This window comes from Mycetocola sp. BIGb0189, from assembly GCF_024810155.1.
Classification (GTDB): domain Bacteria; phylum Actinomycetota; class Actinomycetes; order Actinomycetales; family Microbacteriaceae; genus Mycetocola; species Mycetocola lacteus.
In genome coordinates this window covers 152,473-167,595 of record NZ_JANUED010000002.1, presented here as the reverse complement: position 1 = coordinate 167,595, position 15,123 = coordinate 152,473, and the positions used below count along the sequence as shown (strand labels likewise).

The 15,123-nt window shown below is 60.7% G+C and carries 16 protein-coding genes; 7 read left to right on the top strand and 9 right to left on the bottom strand.

The features are described 5' to 3' along the window. Window positions 1–862: 862 nt before the first annotated feature. From M2390_RS03215 to M2390_RS03190, 6 genes are all read left to right on the top strand, one after another. Entirely contained in the window at window positions 863–1,918 is a 1,056-nt protein-coding gene (locus tag M2390_RS03215; RefSeq protein WP_259177020.1) for a hypothetical protein, read from the top strand. A 124-nt stretch (window positions 1,919–2,042) separates the two neighbouring features. Further along, a complete protein-coding gene (locus tag M2390_RS03210; RefSeq protein ID WP_259177019.1) occupies window positions 2,043–4,394 on the top strand; it encodes a glycoside hydrolase domain-containing protein in 2,352 nt (783 codons plus the stop codon). A gap of 104 nt (window positions 4,395–4,498) precedes the next feature. After that, window positions 4,499–5,059 (top strand): hypothetical protein, encoded by a 561-nt coding sequence (locus M2390_RS03205; RefSeq protein ID WP_259177018.1) that lies wholly within the window; start codon window positions 4,499–4,501, stop codon window positions 5,057–5,059. Between the two features lie 57 nt (window positions 5,060–5,116). Further along, the gene (locus tag M2390_RS03200) at window positions 5,117–5,635 is read left to right on the top strand and encodes a hypothetical protein (protein WP_259177017.1); all 519 of its coding nucleotides are present in this window, start codon (window positions 5,117–5,119) and stop codon (window positions 5,633–5,635) included. Then, window positions 5,635–6,063, top strand: coding sequence for a hypothetical protein (locus M2390_RS03195; RefSeq protein ID WP_259177015.1), 429 nt, complete (start codon window positions 5,635–5,637; stop codon window positions 6,061–6,063). The genes M2390_RS03200 and M2390_RS03195 overlap by 1 nt, the downstream gene beginning before the upstream one ends. Before the next feature lie 31 nt (window positions 6,064–6,094). Then, on the top strand, window positions 6,095–6,781 hold the full coding sequence (locus M2390_RS03190) for an NUDIX hydrolase (RefSeq protein ID WP_259177013.1): 687 nt from the start codon (window positions 6,095–6,097) through the stop codon (window positions 6,779–6,781). A 7-nt stretch (window positions 6,782–6,788) separates the two neighbouring features. Here M2390_RS03190 and M2390_RS03185 read toward each other — a convergent pair whose 3' ends face one another. The 6 genes from M2390_RS03185 to M2390_RS03160 form a co-directional block, all read right to left on the bottom strand. Beyond that, window positions 6,789–7,355 carry a GNAT family N-acetyltransferase gene (locus M2390_RS03185; protein WP_396822540.1) on the bottom strand — a complete coding sequence of 189 codons (567 nt, stop codon included), beginning with the start codon at window positions 7,353–7,355 and terminating at the stop codon, window positions 6,789–6,791. Between the two features lie 104 nt (window positions 7,356–7,459). After that, on the bottom strand, window positions 7,460–8,254 hold the full coding sequence (locus M2390_RS03180; protein ID WP_259177011.1) for an ABC transporter ATP-binding protein: 795 nt from the start codon (window positions 8,252–8,254) through the stop codon (window positions 7,460–7,462). Then, on the bottom strand, window positions 8,247–9,212 hold the full coding sequence (locus tag M2390_RS03175) for an ABC transporter ATP-binding protein (RefSeq protein ID WP_259177010.1): 966 nt from the start codon (window positions 9,210–9,212) through the stop codon (window positions 8,247–8,249). The genes M2390_RS03180 and M2390_RS03175 overlap by 8 nt, the downstream gene beginning before the upstream one ends. Then, complete coding sequence (locus tag M2390_RS03170; protein ID WP_121687094.1) at window positions 9,209–10,093, bottom strand: ABC transporter permease; 885 nt, start codon at window positions 10,091–10,093, stop codon at window positions 9,209–9,211. The genes M2390_RS03175 and M2390_RS03170 overlap by 4 nt, the downstream gene beginning before the upstream one ends. Then, window positions 10,090–11,100, bottom strand: coding sequence for an ABC transporter permease (locus M2390_RS03165; protein ID WP_259177008.1), 1,011 nt, complete (start codon window positions 11,098–11,100; stop codon window positions 10,090–10,092). The genes M2390_RS03170 and M2390_RS03165 overlap by 4 nt, the downstream gene beginning before the upstream one ends. Window positions 11,101–11,161: 61 nt before the next feature. Continuing rightward, the gene (locus M2390_RS03160; RefSeq protein ID WP_259177006.1) at window positions 11,162–12,736 is read right to left on the bottom strand and encodes an ABC transporter substrate-binding protein; all 1,575 of its coding nucleotides are present in this window, start codon (window positions 12,734–12,736) and stop codon (window positions 11,162–11,164) included. Between the two features lie 171 nt (window positions 12,737–12,907). On the opposite strand from M2390_RS03160, the gene M2390_RS03155 reads away from it, so the two are divergent. Beyond that, window positions 12,908–13,477: an Lrp/AsnC family transcriptional regulator gene (locus M2390_RS03155; RefSeq protein ID WP_030148468.1), complete on the top strand. Its 570-nt coding sequence runs from the start codon at window positions 12,908–12,910 to the stop codon at window positions 13,475–13,477. 85 nt (window positions 13,478–13,562) lie between these two features. Here the strand turns inward: M2390_RS03155 and M2390_RS03150 are convergent, their stop codons facing one another. The 3 genes from M2390_RS03150 to M2390_RS03140 form a co-directional block, all read right to left on the bottom strand. Further along, on the bottom strand, window positions 13,563–13,955 hold the full coding sequence (locus tag M2390_RS03150) for a hypothetical protein (protein WP_211250776.1): 393 nt from the start codon (window positions 13,953–13,955) through the stop codon (window positions 13,563–13,565). A 288-nt stretch (window positions 13,956–14,243) separates the two neighbouring features. Then, the gene (locus tag M2390_RS03145; protein WP_259177000.1) at window positions 14,244–14,519 is read right to left on the bottom strand and encodes a hypothetical protein; all 276 of its coding nucleotides are present in this window, start codon (window positions 14,517–14,519) and stop codon (window positions 14,244–14,246) included. Between the two features lie 230 nt (window positions 14,520–14,749). After that, window positions 14,750–15,031 (bottom strand): hypothetical protein, encoded by a 282-nt coding sequence (locus M2390_RS03140; protein WP_259176998.1) that lies wholly within the window; start codon window positions 15,029–15,031, stop codon window positions 14,750–14,752. Window positions 15,032–15,123 lie beyond the last annotated feature (92 nt).

The window sequence follows — 15,123 nt, the reverse complement described above, 5'->3', positions numbered from 1 at the left end:
TAGCTGCTCCCATTGACGTTCCAAAACACGCCCACCGTCACGCACGGGCCCTCCGGTACGGCAGACGCCGGCGGAGCCGTTGCGCTCCCCAAACCTCCAGCCAGAAGCAGCCCTAGGGCCAACCCAATCAGTTTCTTTTTCATCATCCCAATCCACTTCACTCAATAATTGATACAGATCGTCCGCCCACCCGATCTACACTGCCGCCCCCTGTCGACGGTGCACCTCCTGAACTTTCTTGTCAGCAGTAACCAAACTCGATGTACTTGTATTTGAAGGGAGTAGTGACAGTCATCCCTCCGCACTGCTGAGCAGAACCCAAAGTGCGACTGGTATCCCAGAACCAGGTACTGTTCTCCTCGTTCCAAATCTTCATCTTGATTCGGACAGGAGACGAGGTGCAATTGAACGCAGCGGCACTTACATCAAGAAAGTTCACCCGTTCTCTCCCGCAGGGACAATCCGGTATCGCGTTAGCCGGGGCAGCGGTAATTCCGCCCAAACCAGCGGTCAGCGGCACCCCAATTGCAATGCTCGCAAAACGTCGTTAGTAAATTCCCCCCTCGGATTTTCTGTCCGCGCGCATCCTCCGTGATGCCACACCCGACCAGCTATGAGGTGAGCATAACGGAAAACCCCACCGCGTCAAACGCGATGCAAAACATCGTCCGACTCGTTTATAAATCACACAAGTATTTATAACAAAGTGGGCATATCTATCACAGATTTTGCTCTTGCGTGTTGCTTGCAGTGTGTGAATATACTGAACCCGCATCGCCGCATGTGGGGGGCAGTGCACGGGGGAATAGAGCGATGCTTTGTCATCTATACGCTCCTCGTTGGCATACGAGATGGAGATACGATGGCGTCGTTTGAGACGAACGAACGGATTGAAGCACCAAAGCCCGAAGCCTCGGTTTCCCGTCGAAACTTCTTGCTTGTAGCCGGAGCCTTCACCCTGGCGATGACGACAACACAAACGCTGCTGTCACCGGCTCTCTCAAGTTCGGCTACAGTTTCTGGGCCGCTTTCTTCGGCCGTTTCCCTCGCTGGAAATGAGATAACCCATTTCAACACTGCGTTCACGCAAACGTCGCAGTGGATCGTGCCCAGCTCCATGTCCGTAACCCAACAGTTTGCCAAGCTTTCGGACGCTCGCATCACACTGAGTTGGGACCCACGGCTCGCACTTGTCAGCGGCTCGAACGTCATCCTTGCCCACGGCGATTCCATCACGATAGTGGCCGCAGAAATGAGCGGGGACGGACAGATAGCGTTCACCTGGCCATCGGACTTTGCCGCAGACGGGAATGCAGGCAGCGCATCCGTCATGCTCCCACTCCGGGCCAGAGCACTCTATCCATCCGATGGGATCGATGCAGTTGTCCCCACGACCCTTGACGTGACCTGTGTAAACCCGGCCGATTCATTCTCGATGACCGCAAAAGCTAGCGACGCCGCAGCTTCGGGCCTGGCCTGGGGTGCTGAGCTTTCTGCTTTCTGGGAACCTCCGTCGGAGACCTCTCACGACGCTGAGGCGGCGATTCCCCGTCTTGTTCAAGTCACAAGTGTGGGCCCCGGACCAATTCCGGTTGGTTCGATCATCGCGTTGTCAACTGACCGCAAGGTGATCAATGATGCAAGCGTGGATGCCGTGGCTCCCAACGATCTCACCGTCACCGAAGCACCGTCTGCAACAAACAGCGCACGCCGGGCAGAACTTCAGGTCTTGGCCACAACCCTCCAGGCAGCCGTTCCAAGCGGCGCATCGGTTGTCGTGTCTTTCACGGGTGAACTCACCAAAGCTGCAGCTTCAAGCGCAGATCGAACTCGAGCTTCCGTCTCGTTTGCCGGCCCGCCCGCCGCAATCGCAATGCAACGAATCACCGGACACGAGTCCGTCACGCTTCAGGATTAAGAAAGAACTTCATACGATGCCAGATCCCCTCGTTCAAGCCTCACAAGAGTATCTCAATGCCACCTACAGAGGGAGATCAGGATATATCGATTCCCCCACAGACGGGAACACAGGCTGGCCAACGATGTTCTCTCTTATCCGAGCTCTCCAAATTGAGCTGGGAGTAGCTGGCCCAAGCAATACGTTTGGTCCAGGAACGGAAGCCGCATTCGTAAATTCGATCGGCATGATCAACGATAAAACAAGCAATAAAAAAATTGTTGCAATTCTTCAGTGTGCACTGTGGTGTAAGGGGTATACCGGAGGAAAGGTTGGCGACGGATGGAACACACAGGTTGCTGCGTCAGTCGCTATGATTCGCAGCGATTTGGGGTTAACCGCAGACCCAGTAGGCGTCAATGCGAAGTTGATGAAATCGCTACTCACGATGGATGCATACGTCCTCCTCAGGGGTGGATCCGATGCAATCCGCGCAGGGCAACAGACTCTCAACCGCAGGTATTCGTTTCGTAAGGACTTCTACATCGTGCCCTGCGACGGTCTTTTTACGCGACAAATGCAACAGGGGCTTATGTATGCACTTCAGTACGAGCTAGGAATGGCTGATGGCGTCGCGACCGGAAACTTTGGGCCTGGCACAATTGCAGGCATCAAAACTAACGCGCAGTTGAAATTCGGTGATAGTGATGGGCTCAAGAACTTCGTCTCTTTATTTCAGCTTGCGCTATCGTGCAATGGGTATGCAACCCCGGTTTCCGGAACCTTTGATGCAACGACACGCTCCCAAGTCACCTCCTTTCAGACCTTCATGGAAATCGATGTCTCTTCAAAGGCAGATTTCGGAACATGGGCTGCGCTCCTGGTGAGCACAGGAGATGCAAACCGCTCAGTTGCTGGTATGGATACTACCGATCGGCTCACCAAGGATCGGGTACTCCAGCTTGTGAACAAGGGATATACGGTTGCGGGGAGATATCTCACTGTCGATGAAAAGAATCTCAAGGCAGGGGAACTGGACGCAATCCTCAACAACGGTATGCGATTGTTGCCTGTTTTTCAAAACTACAATAACGCTGCCTCGTTCTTCACCGAAGCTATCGGCTATGACCACGGACGTGAGGCCGCTATCCGATCCAGACAATTGGGTATTCGCGAAAACGTCATCATCTTTTTTGCGGTGGACTATGACGCAACAGGGGCGGAAGCTTCAAGTATAGTTTTGAACTACTTTAGGGGTGTCAAAAAGGGACTAAAAGTCTCGAATTCCGTGTCATATCAAGTGGGTGTCTACGGTACCCGCAATGTTGCCTCCATCGTACATTCCGCAAGCCTGGCGACCGGCGTCTGGGTGAGCGGAATGTCGATCGGCTATAGCGGTAACCTTGGCTTTAAAATGCCTGCCGAATGGATGTACAACCAGATTCAAGAAATCCACGGTCAGAGCAATTCGACAAATCCTGAGAACAACATAGATCGAAACGTGGTTTCAAAACGAGCTCGTCCTGCCATCCGAGCAGATGTAGAACGGGTGCCGCTTCGTCAACCAATTCCCGGAGGCGGAGGAAGCGTTGTATACAGACCGGTCGTTGACTACGATGCCCTCCCCGGAGTGACTTATGTGTATGAACCAGTGACATGGACGCTAACGAGAGCGCTAGTCATTGCGGAGAACGAACTGTATATATCGCAGCCTGGGCCTAATGAGTCGTTTCCTAATGCCGATCTACCCATGAACGCATCAGGGCTAGTCTTAGACTGGCTATTGAGGCAGAAATACAACAACACGATCTGGAACATCTTTGCACCTATCGGCGTAGACGTTCCAAACGTCCTACATCCTCGAATTTCATATACACCGCAAGTTTTGGACAACTTCCGTTCGAAGACCATCCCGGAGCTGGAAGCTGCAAATAGCGCTTACGGTTCCGTGGATGACCTAGCTCATATGGCGGCCACTGCGCGTGGGGTATTTATCTTCGGAGATGCAGCAAATCAAGATCGACTCCAGGCCTCAGACCTCGGCGGTTGGGGCCTCGACCTAGTCCAGCTATGGGTTGCCTGCACGAAACGCCCTATCGGTGTCTCGATCGAGGCGTGGGTTGAAGCAAACCTCGGCAAAGTTGAAAGCACAGGTTTTGGACTGGGCGACGTTTATGGCGATGCAGACGGTTGGCTCCTTGGCTCTCAGCTGAATTCAAATGTGCCGCTAGATCGTGCTTTGAGGGAGATTTATTCGCAATACCAAACACCAACTTCACGAGTAGCTCAGTTTCTCTACGGCCGTTTCGGAATAAGCCCCAAGTACAACCTCCAGAGATCAATCATCACTATATTTGTCGGTATCGAATGGCCGATGGCTGGGCTTACACGTTATCAATTTCTCGGCGACGCGCCAGAACCAACCAATGAAGAACTGACTAAATTCACCCTGGCCTCAGCAAAACGGCTGCTTGAACTAGGTGGCCTGACTTGGTAGTCGAGTTCCTGAGCCAAATGTACAAGGCTGTTTGAATTAGAGAGGCCACTCTTTACATTCCGGCTTCGGCTGAAACTTTGACCTGCGATATCGTAAAGAGGACGATGACGAGCCTAGATGTGAAATTCAGTTGGGGACACCTCCTTGCTCGCTTACTCGCGGGTGCCGCGTTTTTCGTACTGGTGGCGTATACGCTGCTGGGCGCGGAGTACGTCGTTACCTCTGGGCAGCTGGCAAGCGGGGACCGATCCACGTTGCCCAGCTGGGTCGCCTACCATGCCCTGGTGTTCGCGGCGCTTGGCGCCGCGCTTCTTGTGAATTATCCGCGCGGCAAGAGTTTTATCCATCCCGCCGCGATGGTCGCGGTTATGGTGGCGGCGGCGCTCGGCATCCTCCTCATGGCGGCCCTGGCAGACGGGGCGAGATCGGAACCCTACAACGTCCCGGCCCCTCCCTCGCTCACCGCGGAATGGTGGGGCCAAATACTGGTGCAGTCCCGCTTTGTGATTGTTATCGTCATCTGTGGTCTTGGATTCATCCGGGTGTTTATCCGCGAAAAGATCACGCGCAGGGTATTGGCAATCACGATGGTGTCGCTGGGGCCGGCCGCGATGATCACCCTCGCGCTCCTTGGCACGTCTGCCCAGCGTTGGGTTCACCCGTAGATGTTTTCGGCACACGCTTCGATAGAGCCACACCAGACGTTGAGTAGTAGGCGAGTCATGCGCGAACGGATTGGTCTCGTCGCGCGCATTCTCCTGAGCATCTGCTATGCCGTGCTGGCCCCGTTTGTGCTGGTGTGGACGGTCCACTTTAACGTTCATGCCGCCCCGCTCGTTGCGCTCATCCCCGAGTTTTTGACAAGCACGGCAATCACCACGGTGATGGCGCTGGCCCTGCTGATCCCGATTTCACCGGGCAAGGCGCTCATCCACTGGGTGGCGGGGCTTCCTCAGATAATGATCAATCTGGCGTTTGTTCTGGTCATGGTGGTGTTGACGAGCACGCCGCCCACGGATCCCGTCGGGGACGAAACGAGCCCCATGATCGTCCATAACTGGCCGTCGGAACTCGCCCTGTTCACGCCCGCACTGGTGATGATCGCGGTTCCGGTCATCATGTTTGTTCAGCGCGCCACACGTCACGCGCGGACCCGGAAAGCACTCGCCGTTTCGATGGTGGCGCTCCCGCTGGTTCTCCAGACAATCACGCTGCTCCTCGCCGTGTCTCGGGGGTTCTAGTGGCCGAAGAATTGCCCGCGAAACGGCCGCCGGTTATCGTCCTCGATCCACTCGAGATCATCTCGCGACTGCTGGCCGGGGCTCTCTACGTTTTTGCTGTTCTCGCGATCGTCACGTGGACCAAGGGCCTGGAACCGCTATACGAATTCACCGGTGGCAACCTCGACGGTCTTCGCGGATGGACACTCACATATGGAGTCGCGATGGCGCTGCTTGCCGCGACGCTGCTGATCCCCGTCCCCGGCGGACGGATGCTGGTGTCGCCGCTCGGTCATCCCGCATCGGGCGACTCGCCGGGTGCTCACGTGTGTGCTTCTCGCGCTCGGTCCGGTCACCATCGTGACCCTCGCGCTTCTCACTGTTTCCACCTCCTGACCGGCAACACCGAGTGTTATGCACTGCTTAGTGTCACTATGACACTAAGCTGAGGTGAACCACTCAAAACGTCCGGAGGCCACCATGATCACGTCCGCACCGATCGAACTCGCCGTGTCCACGGTCATCTTTGCGCTGCGTCCCGGGGACGATTCCGGTCGGCGCACGGTGTGGCTTCCGCTGGTACGCCGGATCCGCGAGCCCCAGCAGGGCAAGTGGGCCCTGCCGGGCGGCCCGCTGGAACCCGCACAGGAGCTCTCCGAATCCGCAGCCTTCACCCTCAATGAGACCACCGGGCTCTCCCCCAGCTATCTGGAACAGCTGTACGCGTTCGGTAACGTGGGACGCTCCCCCGGCAACCGCGTGGTGTCCATTATTTACTGGGCGCTGGTGCGCGAGGAGGAGGCGGCCGAGGCGGTGGTGACCGAAAACGTGCGCTGGTTCCCCGCCGATGATCTGCCCGAGCTCGCCTTCGACCACGCGGAAATTGTTGAGTACGCGCTTGGTCGACTCCGCGGCAAACTGGAGTACTCGAACCTTGGCCATGCCTTCGTCGGTGAACTCTTCACGCTCTCGGCACTGCGCGAAGTGTATGAGGCTGTGCTGGATAAGCGCATCGATCCGGCCAACTTCCGACGCCAGGTTGAGACCAGCGGCCTGGTCCGTGCGACCGAGCAGGTGCAGACCGGCGGGCGGCATCGGCCAGCACGACTCTACCGGTTCACTGCGCCGGTGGGTCCATCGGGCCCACAGGTGACACGATCGCTCTGAGCTCGGCTCAGCGCATCTCGAATGGTTCGTGTTGCGGCCACGGATCCGTGCGTAGTCGACCGTATGTGGCCACGTCGATCCGCTCGCCGCGGATGAGGAATTTCTCCCTCTCAGTGCCCTCGCGCACAAATCCGGCGGCCAGCGCGACGGTACCGGAAGCCGGGTTGTTGACCCGGTGCCCAAGTTCCAGCCGTTCCAGACCACCCTCGTAGAGTGCCCAATTGGCGACGGTTGTGACGGCTCTTCTCATCCGATGACCGCCGCGCGCGAGCGGATGCATCCAATACGACACCCAGCCGCTGCGATTGTCGGCGTCAATACGCACACAGACCAGCCCATGAACGACCCCGTCCACCACGATCGCCCAGGGAACCGAGGAGTGCGCCGGATCGAGCAGGTTCGCGATATAGAGCTGGGCATCCGCGAGCGAGGTTACCGCACCCTGGCGCTGCATCTCGGGGTCCGCGGCAAAAGCGGACAGGACGGCGGAGGCGTCCGAGGGGTCTAACCGTCGAAGAAACGGGCCTGCGGGTTCTGGTTTTTGCCGAGTCAGGATCCCCGCCTCCTCTCGCACTGGTCGCAGAGCGCGACCGCGGTACCCCGTCATCCTAACCCGCTCATACACTGCGAGGGTGCCCCGCGTCTGCGGAGCACCCTCGGAGGTTATTCGGTCGGACCCTAGTCCTCGGGCAGACCCGGCAGGGTGCCGAGGCCGTCCACGGCGGGGATCGCGGCGAGCAGCCGCTGGGTGTAGGGGTCGCGCGGGGAACGCCACACCTGCTCCACGGGACCGTGCTCAACAATCTGACCCTTGCTCATCACCGCGACCTCATCGGCGATGGTGCGCACCACCGCGAGGTCGTGGCTGATGAACAGCATCGACGCGCCGGATTCCAGAGCCAGGCGACGCATCAGCTGCGCAACCTTCGCCTGCAGGCTGGCATCCAGCGAGGCGATCGGCTCGTCACCGATCAGCAGGTCCGGACCCGAGGCGATCGCGCGGGCGATCGCGATGCGCTGACGCTGTCCTCCGGAGAACTGGTGCGGGAAGCGGTTGGCCACCTCGGCGGGCAGCTCGACCTCTTCCAACAGACCGGCGACGGTCCAGCTGTCCCGCTGCGGGTGGATGCGCAGTCCGTCGGCAATCTGGCTCCCCACCGTGCGCCGCGGGTTGAGCGAGGCGTACGGGTTCTGGAAGACCATCTGGATCCGCAGCAGCTCGGCCGGACGCGTCCGCATCCCGAGGGTGCGAATCGGGGCGCCCTTGAAATGGATCGATCCCGAGTGGATCGGTTCCAGCCCGCACACCGCACGGGCCAGGGTCGACTTTCCGCAACCCGATTCACCCACGAGTCCCAGCACCTGCTTAGGGGCGAGTTCGAAGTTCACACCGTCCACGGCGGTCAGGGTTCCCTTGCCGGGCAGCTTGTACTGCACCCGCAGATCGTCCACGCTCAGCAGCGACTCAGTCATTGCTGGCCTCCTTCTCGGTCGAGGTTTCGGTGGCAGCCTCGGCATCGGTCGCGGACGCCAGATCCGCTCCGGCACCCTCAACGTTCACTGCCTCGGCAGCGGCAGCGGCATCGGTCGCGGACGCCAGATCCGCACCGGCACCCTCGTGGCTCGGCAGCGCGTCGATCAGCGCCTTGGTGTACTCGTGCTGGGGGTTCCGCAGCACGTTGTACCGGGTCCCCTCCTCCACGATTTCGCCCCGACGCAGCACCGCGATGCGGTCGGCCAGGCTGCTCATCACACCGAGATCATGGGTGATCAGCAGGACCGCGAGGCCCAGCTCATCACACAGCTGACGCAGCAGACGCAGCACGCCCGCCTGCACGGTCACGTCCAGGGCGGTGGTGGGCTCATCGGCGATCAGGATGCGCGGTTCGCAGATGATCGCCACGGCGATCGCGATGCGCTGAAGCTGCCCACCGGAGAACTGGTGCGGGTACTTCTTCAGAGCAGTTTCGGGCAGCGGCACCTTCACCTTGCGCAGCACGTCCAGTGCCCGCTCCCGTGCCTCCTTCTTGGAGACGCCGGTGTGGGCGCGCAGGTGGTCGGTCAGCTGACGCTCGATGGTGAGCATCGGGTGCAGCGAGGCGGTCGGGTCCTGGAAGACCATACCCACATGCTGGCCGCGGATCTTGCCCATGTCCCGCTCGGGGATGGTGAGCAGATCGCGTCCCTCGAAGGTGATCGCGCCGCCGGTCTTGGCGTTCTTCGGCAGCAGCCGCAGCATGGCCAAACCCGTGATCGACTTGCCCGAACCGGACTCGCCGGCCAGGCCGGTGATCTGTCCGGGGATCAGGTCGAGGTTGATCCCGTGCAGGATCTCCTTCTCGCCAATCCGAATGGTCAGGTCCCGGATGGTCAGGCCATCCGAGGCGTTCGCGTGACGAGCGCCGTCGTACTGATTGTCTAGCTGGCTCACATTGCCCTCCCCTGCACCGCATCCTGTGCACGCGGGTCGAGGGAGTCGCGCAGCGAGTCCCCAATAAAGTTGAACGCCATCACCACGGTGAAGATCGCGAGTCCCGGGAAGGCGGCAATCCACCAGGAGGAGAACTGCTGCACACCGTCGGAGACCATCGCACCCCAGTCGGGCAGCGGCGGGGTGGCACCGAGGCCCAGGAAGCTCAGGCCCGCGAGCAGCAGGATCGCGGTGCCCACATCCAGCATCGCCAGCACAAAGACCGGCGAGAGGACATTGGGCAGGATGTCGCGGCGCAGCGTGGTGAACGGGCTGTTACCCAGCAGGCGACCGGCAACCACGTACTCCTGACGCCGCGCGGAGATCACCAGGGAGCGGGTCACTCGGGCATAGGCCGGCCAGGAGACGATCAGCATCGCGATCACCGCGTTGGTGAGGCTCGGGCCGAGGGCCGCGGTAATCACCATCGCCAGGATGATGGTCGGGAAGGCGAAGACCAGGTCGGCGATCCGCATGATGATCTCATCCACCGCACGTCCGAAGTAGCCGGCGATGGCACCCAGGGTGCCACCAACCACCATCGAGGCGACCACGAGGGCCAGGGCGAGCGGCATCGAGATGCGTGCACCGCTGATCACGCGGCTGAGGACATCGCGGCCCACGGCGTCGGTACCAAACAGGTGTTCGCCACCGGGCGGCATCAGCCGGTCAAAGTCCTGGGCGAGCGGGTCGAACGGGGCGAGGATCGGCGCGAAGATCGCGATCAGTACCCACAGGGCGGCGATCGTGATGCCGGTGATCGCCAGCGGCGTGCGGAACGCCGGGGCAATCTTCAGCCAGCGGCGCCGCTTGGCGCGCTGGGTCAGGATGTCGGCGCTCATGCGACCCTCACTCTCGGGTCAATGACCCCGTACAAAACATCCACCAGGAAGTTCAGCCCGATGTAGACAAAGCCCACAATCAGACCGACACCCATGATGGCGGGCAGGTCCAGCTTGGTCGCCGCGGCAAACGAATACTCACCCAGGCCATGCCAGGAGTACACCTTCTCCACCAGGACGGTGCCGGAGAGCAGCGCTCCAAACGCGAGGCCCAGGACCGTGATGATCGGAACCAGCGCGCCGCGCAGCACGTAGCCAAAGACCACGGTGCGACGCGGGAGTCCCTTGGCGGTGGCAGCCTTGACATAGTCCAGGTCGAGCACCTCCAGCACGGCCGAGCGGGCGAAGCGGGTCAGCAGACCGATCGTGTAGAGGGCCAGCACCGAGGCGGGCAGCACCAGGTGATACACGGCATCCCAGAAGGTGCCCCACTGCCCGGCGATTAGCGCGTCCACGGTGTACAAACCGGTCGCCTGCGGCGGGGCGATGGACACCGGATCCAGACGTCCGGAACCGGGGAAGATCCCGAGCACAAAGAAGAAGACGTAGTAGACCACGAGGGCCAGCCAGAAGGTCGGCCAGGACAGACCGATCAGGCTCACCACGCGGATGATCTGGTCGATGATGGTGCGCTGCTTGAGCGCAGCCCACAGTCCCAGGCCGATGCCGATCAGGGTCGAGAAGACGATCGCGGCCAGGGCCAGTTCGATGGTCGCGGGCACCGCGGAGGCGAGCTCATCGGCCACCGGCATCCGGGTCTGCGTGGACACACCGAAGTTTCCATGCAGCACGTTGTTCAGGTAGGTGAAGTACTGCACCACGAGCGGCTGGTCGAGGCCGTTATCCGCACGGAACTTGGCCACGATCGAGGGATCGGCGGCCGCCTGCTCACCCAGGGCTGCCTGCACCGGGTCGGCGGGCACCAGGTTGGTGAGGATAAAGGTGACCACGGTCACCCCGAACATCAGCAGGACACTCAGCCCGAGCCGTATTGCGACGTAGCGCACGAAGGGGGGAATGCCCCTCCGTGCGCTACGGTCAGCCGTCTGAGTCTGGACGGCGGCAGTGTTACTTGATGAGGGCAAGGTCCACGGTCCAGACCGGGTTGGTGGTCACCGAGGTGATGCTCGGGGCGGTGACGATGCTCTGAGCCGGCTGCAGCAGCGGCACAAACGGTCCGCTCGCGTTGAGCTCCTTCTGCCAGGCCTCGTAGGCGGCGGCACGGGCATCACCGGTGGCGGCCTTGGCGGCGTTTGCCAGCTCGGTCACCTTGGGGTCGGCACCCGCAGGCCAGCCGGCGCGCAGACCGACGAGCTCACCGGGCGAGAACACCAGGTAGTTCGAGGCGTCCGGGAAGTCCGGACCCCAGTACCAGAGACCCACGGTCTCGGTGCCGTTGCGGTAGGCGTCCAGCTCGGTGGCCACCGGGGCGGGGGCCAGGTTGATGTCGATGCCGACATCCTTGAGCTGTGCCTGCACGGCCTCGGCGACGTTCTGCAGCGAGAGGCCCTGCACGGTGATGTCGTTGGGGAAGTTCAGGGTGACCTTCTCGCCGTTGTAGCCCGAAGCCTTGAGGGCTTCCTTGGCCGCCTCAACATCGCGCTGGTTGCCCTGCTTGGCGTCGATCGCGCCCACAAACAGCGAGGGGATCGGACCACCGGGGCGGACGGATCCGTCGCCGGCCATCTTGACGATCTTGTCGTAGTCAATGCCCAGCTTGACGGCCTTCAGGAAGTCCGGGTTGCTGGTGATCTGGCTGACATCCTTGTTCTGGTTCAGCAGCAGGAAGATCATGTAGCGCGAGGGGTCCGAGGTGATCTTCACCTTGGAGCCGGCAAGCTCGGCAACCTGGTCCGGGTTCAGGTCAAGCGCAACCTGCGACTCGCCCTTTTCCACGTTCAGCTTCTGGGTCGGACCGGCCACGTTGCGCAGCACGACCCGCGAGTAGGCGGGCTTGGGGCCGTTGTACTCGGGGTTGGCGGTCAGCACAACCTGCTTGGCGGCGTCGAAGGACTCCAGCTTGTAGGGGCCCGAACCGGCGGAGGTCTTGTTGAGGAAGGCTTCGGCCTTGTCGCTCTCGGTGTCCGAGCCACCGTTTGCCTCGACAACCTTCTTGTTCACCACGGACAGGGCGGGGTTCGGCAGGATGAAGGGCAGGGCCGGGTTGGGCTCGGCCGAGGTGAGGGTCAGGGTGTCATCACCGGTCTTGGCAACGGTGATCCCGTCGAGCAGGAACGAGGGGTTTCCCTTGACGCCCTGGACGCGGGTGAGCGAGAACACGGCGTCGTCCACGGTCACCGGGGAGCCGTCGGAGAACTTGGCTCCGGGCTTCAGGGTGAGGGTCATCACGGTGTTTTCGGGGTTCATGGTGTAGCTGGCCAGGCCGTCGACCGGCTTGGTGACGTCGTTGCCTTCGAAGGTCAGCAGCGTCTGGTAAAGCGCCTTGGCGACGATCGACCCGGTGGTCTCGTACTGACGGTTGGGGTCGGCGGTCTTCAGGTCGAACGAGGCGTCAACCACGAGAGACTTGCCTGCGTCACCCCCTCCGGCTGCACCGTTGCTGCCGCCGGCGCAACCCGACAGCGCGAGGGCGGCCGCGACGACCAGACCGGCTGTGGCGGCGCTTTTCCTCGAGAACTTCATGTTGTGGCCTCCTCTTTGTTACCCGAGATGGATAACTATTTACAAAAGTTATGTGATTCGCGATTATTGTGTCAAATACGAAAGAAAAATGCGATATTCGTTCTTTGATTTGCCGAGTATGTGGCATTTCATCCAAGATCCGCAGAATAATTCCATCCCCGGGGAGACAGAATGCAACTCGACGATATTCACATCCGCATGGTTGACCTGCTGCGACGCAATGGACGGCTGTCCATCGCGGCGCTGGCGGACCAGTTGGGGATCTCCCGTTCGAACGCCTACCAGCGCTATGACTGGCTGATTGAATCCGGTGTGATTACCGGATTTACCGCCACCCTGGATTTCCGGGCTGCGGGGTTTGGCGTGGCCGCGCTGGTGTTTGTGTCACTCGAACAGCAGCAGTGGGGTGAGTTTCGTGAGCGTCTGAAAACGGTGCCGGAACTGGAGTATTTCGCGGTGACCGCCGGCGAGCATGACGGCATGCTGTTGGTGCGTGCGGCGGACGTCGCGGCAATTCATGAGCTTGTGGCGTTGAATCTTGCGCAGTGGTCCTGCATCAAATCCACCGAGACGGTGTTTGTGATGGATGAGCAGTGGGATCGGGTCAGCCTGGGTGCTGGCTTTGCCGGCCGGGCGCTGCGTTCGCCCGGAGAGTGGGCGGGGGAATCCCCGCTGGGTTCCACCCGGCACCTGCGGATCGCGGAGCCGGGTGAGGAGGATGAGGGCGCACCGTTGCGCTAGCTCATCCCCCACCAAAATGGGCGGAAGGCCCGAGATGTTCCTCGCCGCCGGAAAGCTATTCGCGGCGGCATCGGGCCCGCGCGGTCTAGTTCGCGGCGACCTCGCGGCACACGCTGAGCTGCGGCTCACCGCCTGCACCGACGTAGAACTCGGTCAGACGCAGCAGGCCGTCGGCCTGACGGGAGATGATCGTGGTGTCGTTGCCGTGCACCAGGTTGCCGTTCTTCGAGCGGTGGTTGTAGGACATGTGCAGGGTGTCACCCTCGCGGATACCGGAGAAACGGCCCTCGATCACGGTGTCACCGGTGTAGTCGCCCCACACCACACCCTCGTTCTCGAAGTAGCGGAACAGGGTCGGCTCGGCGGCCACAACGCTGGTGGTGGACGTGACCATTTCGAACACCACGTTGTTCAGCGAAACGTCTTCACGTTCGCCCTCAACGGCGCTGAAATCTACGGCAATATTGGCCTGAATCATGGGATTCTCCAGTCGGAAAATGGGGCGCTCCCGAGGAGCGGCGGGGATCGGGGTGACCGCACAGGGTCACCGGGGTCACGTTACACCAGTTGTGGGGTGGTCAAAATTCGGGCCGTGCGCGCGATCGACGCCACCGCTTCCACAGGGCCGGTCCGGCCGAGACGAGGCCGAGGGCAATCGCGCCGAAAACCAGCATCCAGGTCGATGCTTTTCACCACCCGAGATCCGTCATCACTCACCCAGGATCCCCGGCTCAGACACGAGTCCACGCGGATCGGCCGTGGACACCTATCCGGGATGGGCGTGGCGGCCGATCTGGCCGGTGGGCATTCTGCGCGGGCGATTGACCCAAATCTGCCAGGTCAGCACAAGAATCAGGACGACCGCTACCGTCCAGGGTTGCCAAATTGACCCGTCGGCTTCCCCCTCCGCGGTCACAATATTGAACAGGCCGTTGGTGGTGATTCCGCCCTCTCGATAGCTCGCGCGAACGGTTCCGTCGGCGCTGTCCAGCGGACCGGACAGCCCGGTGTGCGGGAGGCTGATCGTGCCGTCATCGCTCACCCAGTACCCCTTGCTTGAACACGAGGAATTCCGGTTGAGAAAACCACGCGTACACTCACTTTCGGTATACGTTCCCCAGTGCAACGGGAGGCTCAGCGCGGCGATGCCGCCGACCCCCATAATCACGGACAGCACAATCGCAAGGCTCAGTCCGCCCAGGACCACCGGGCGCTTTGCAAACGCCGCGACGACGACCACACGTAGGTGGTTTATCCACTGCGGACGCGCACTCATGCAGATTGCTTTCGGGCTAGCCTGAGTGCTCGGGCTCGCTGTCGCCGCCGCACATGTTTTCTTATCGTTTTCATGCCACCAAACATGAAGAAAAAAGCGATCAATAGGGCAATCGGTGCCCATACAAAACCGTATGAGAAGGTCTCAACGTGGACAATATGGTTGTCCGCATCGCTGTTGAATCCGCCCTCACGGTAGCTAGTGCGAATCGAACCGTTCGTCTCTACGCCGCCATCCAGCCGAACATCGGTAAGGGTGGTCGCGCCATCCTCGCTCACCCAGGTTCCAAAACTTGAACAGCCATTACGTACGCCGGGAATGCATGTGTACGAGGTTTCCGTGTATGTGCCCCAACGCAGAGGCTCATTCG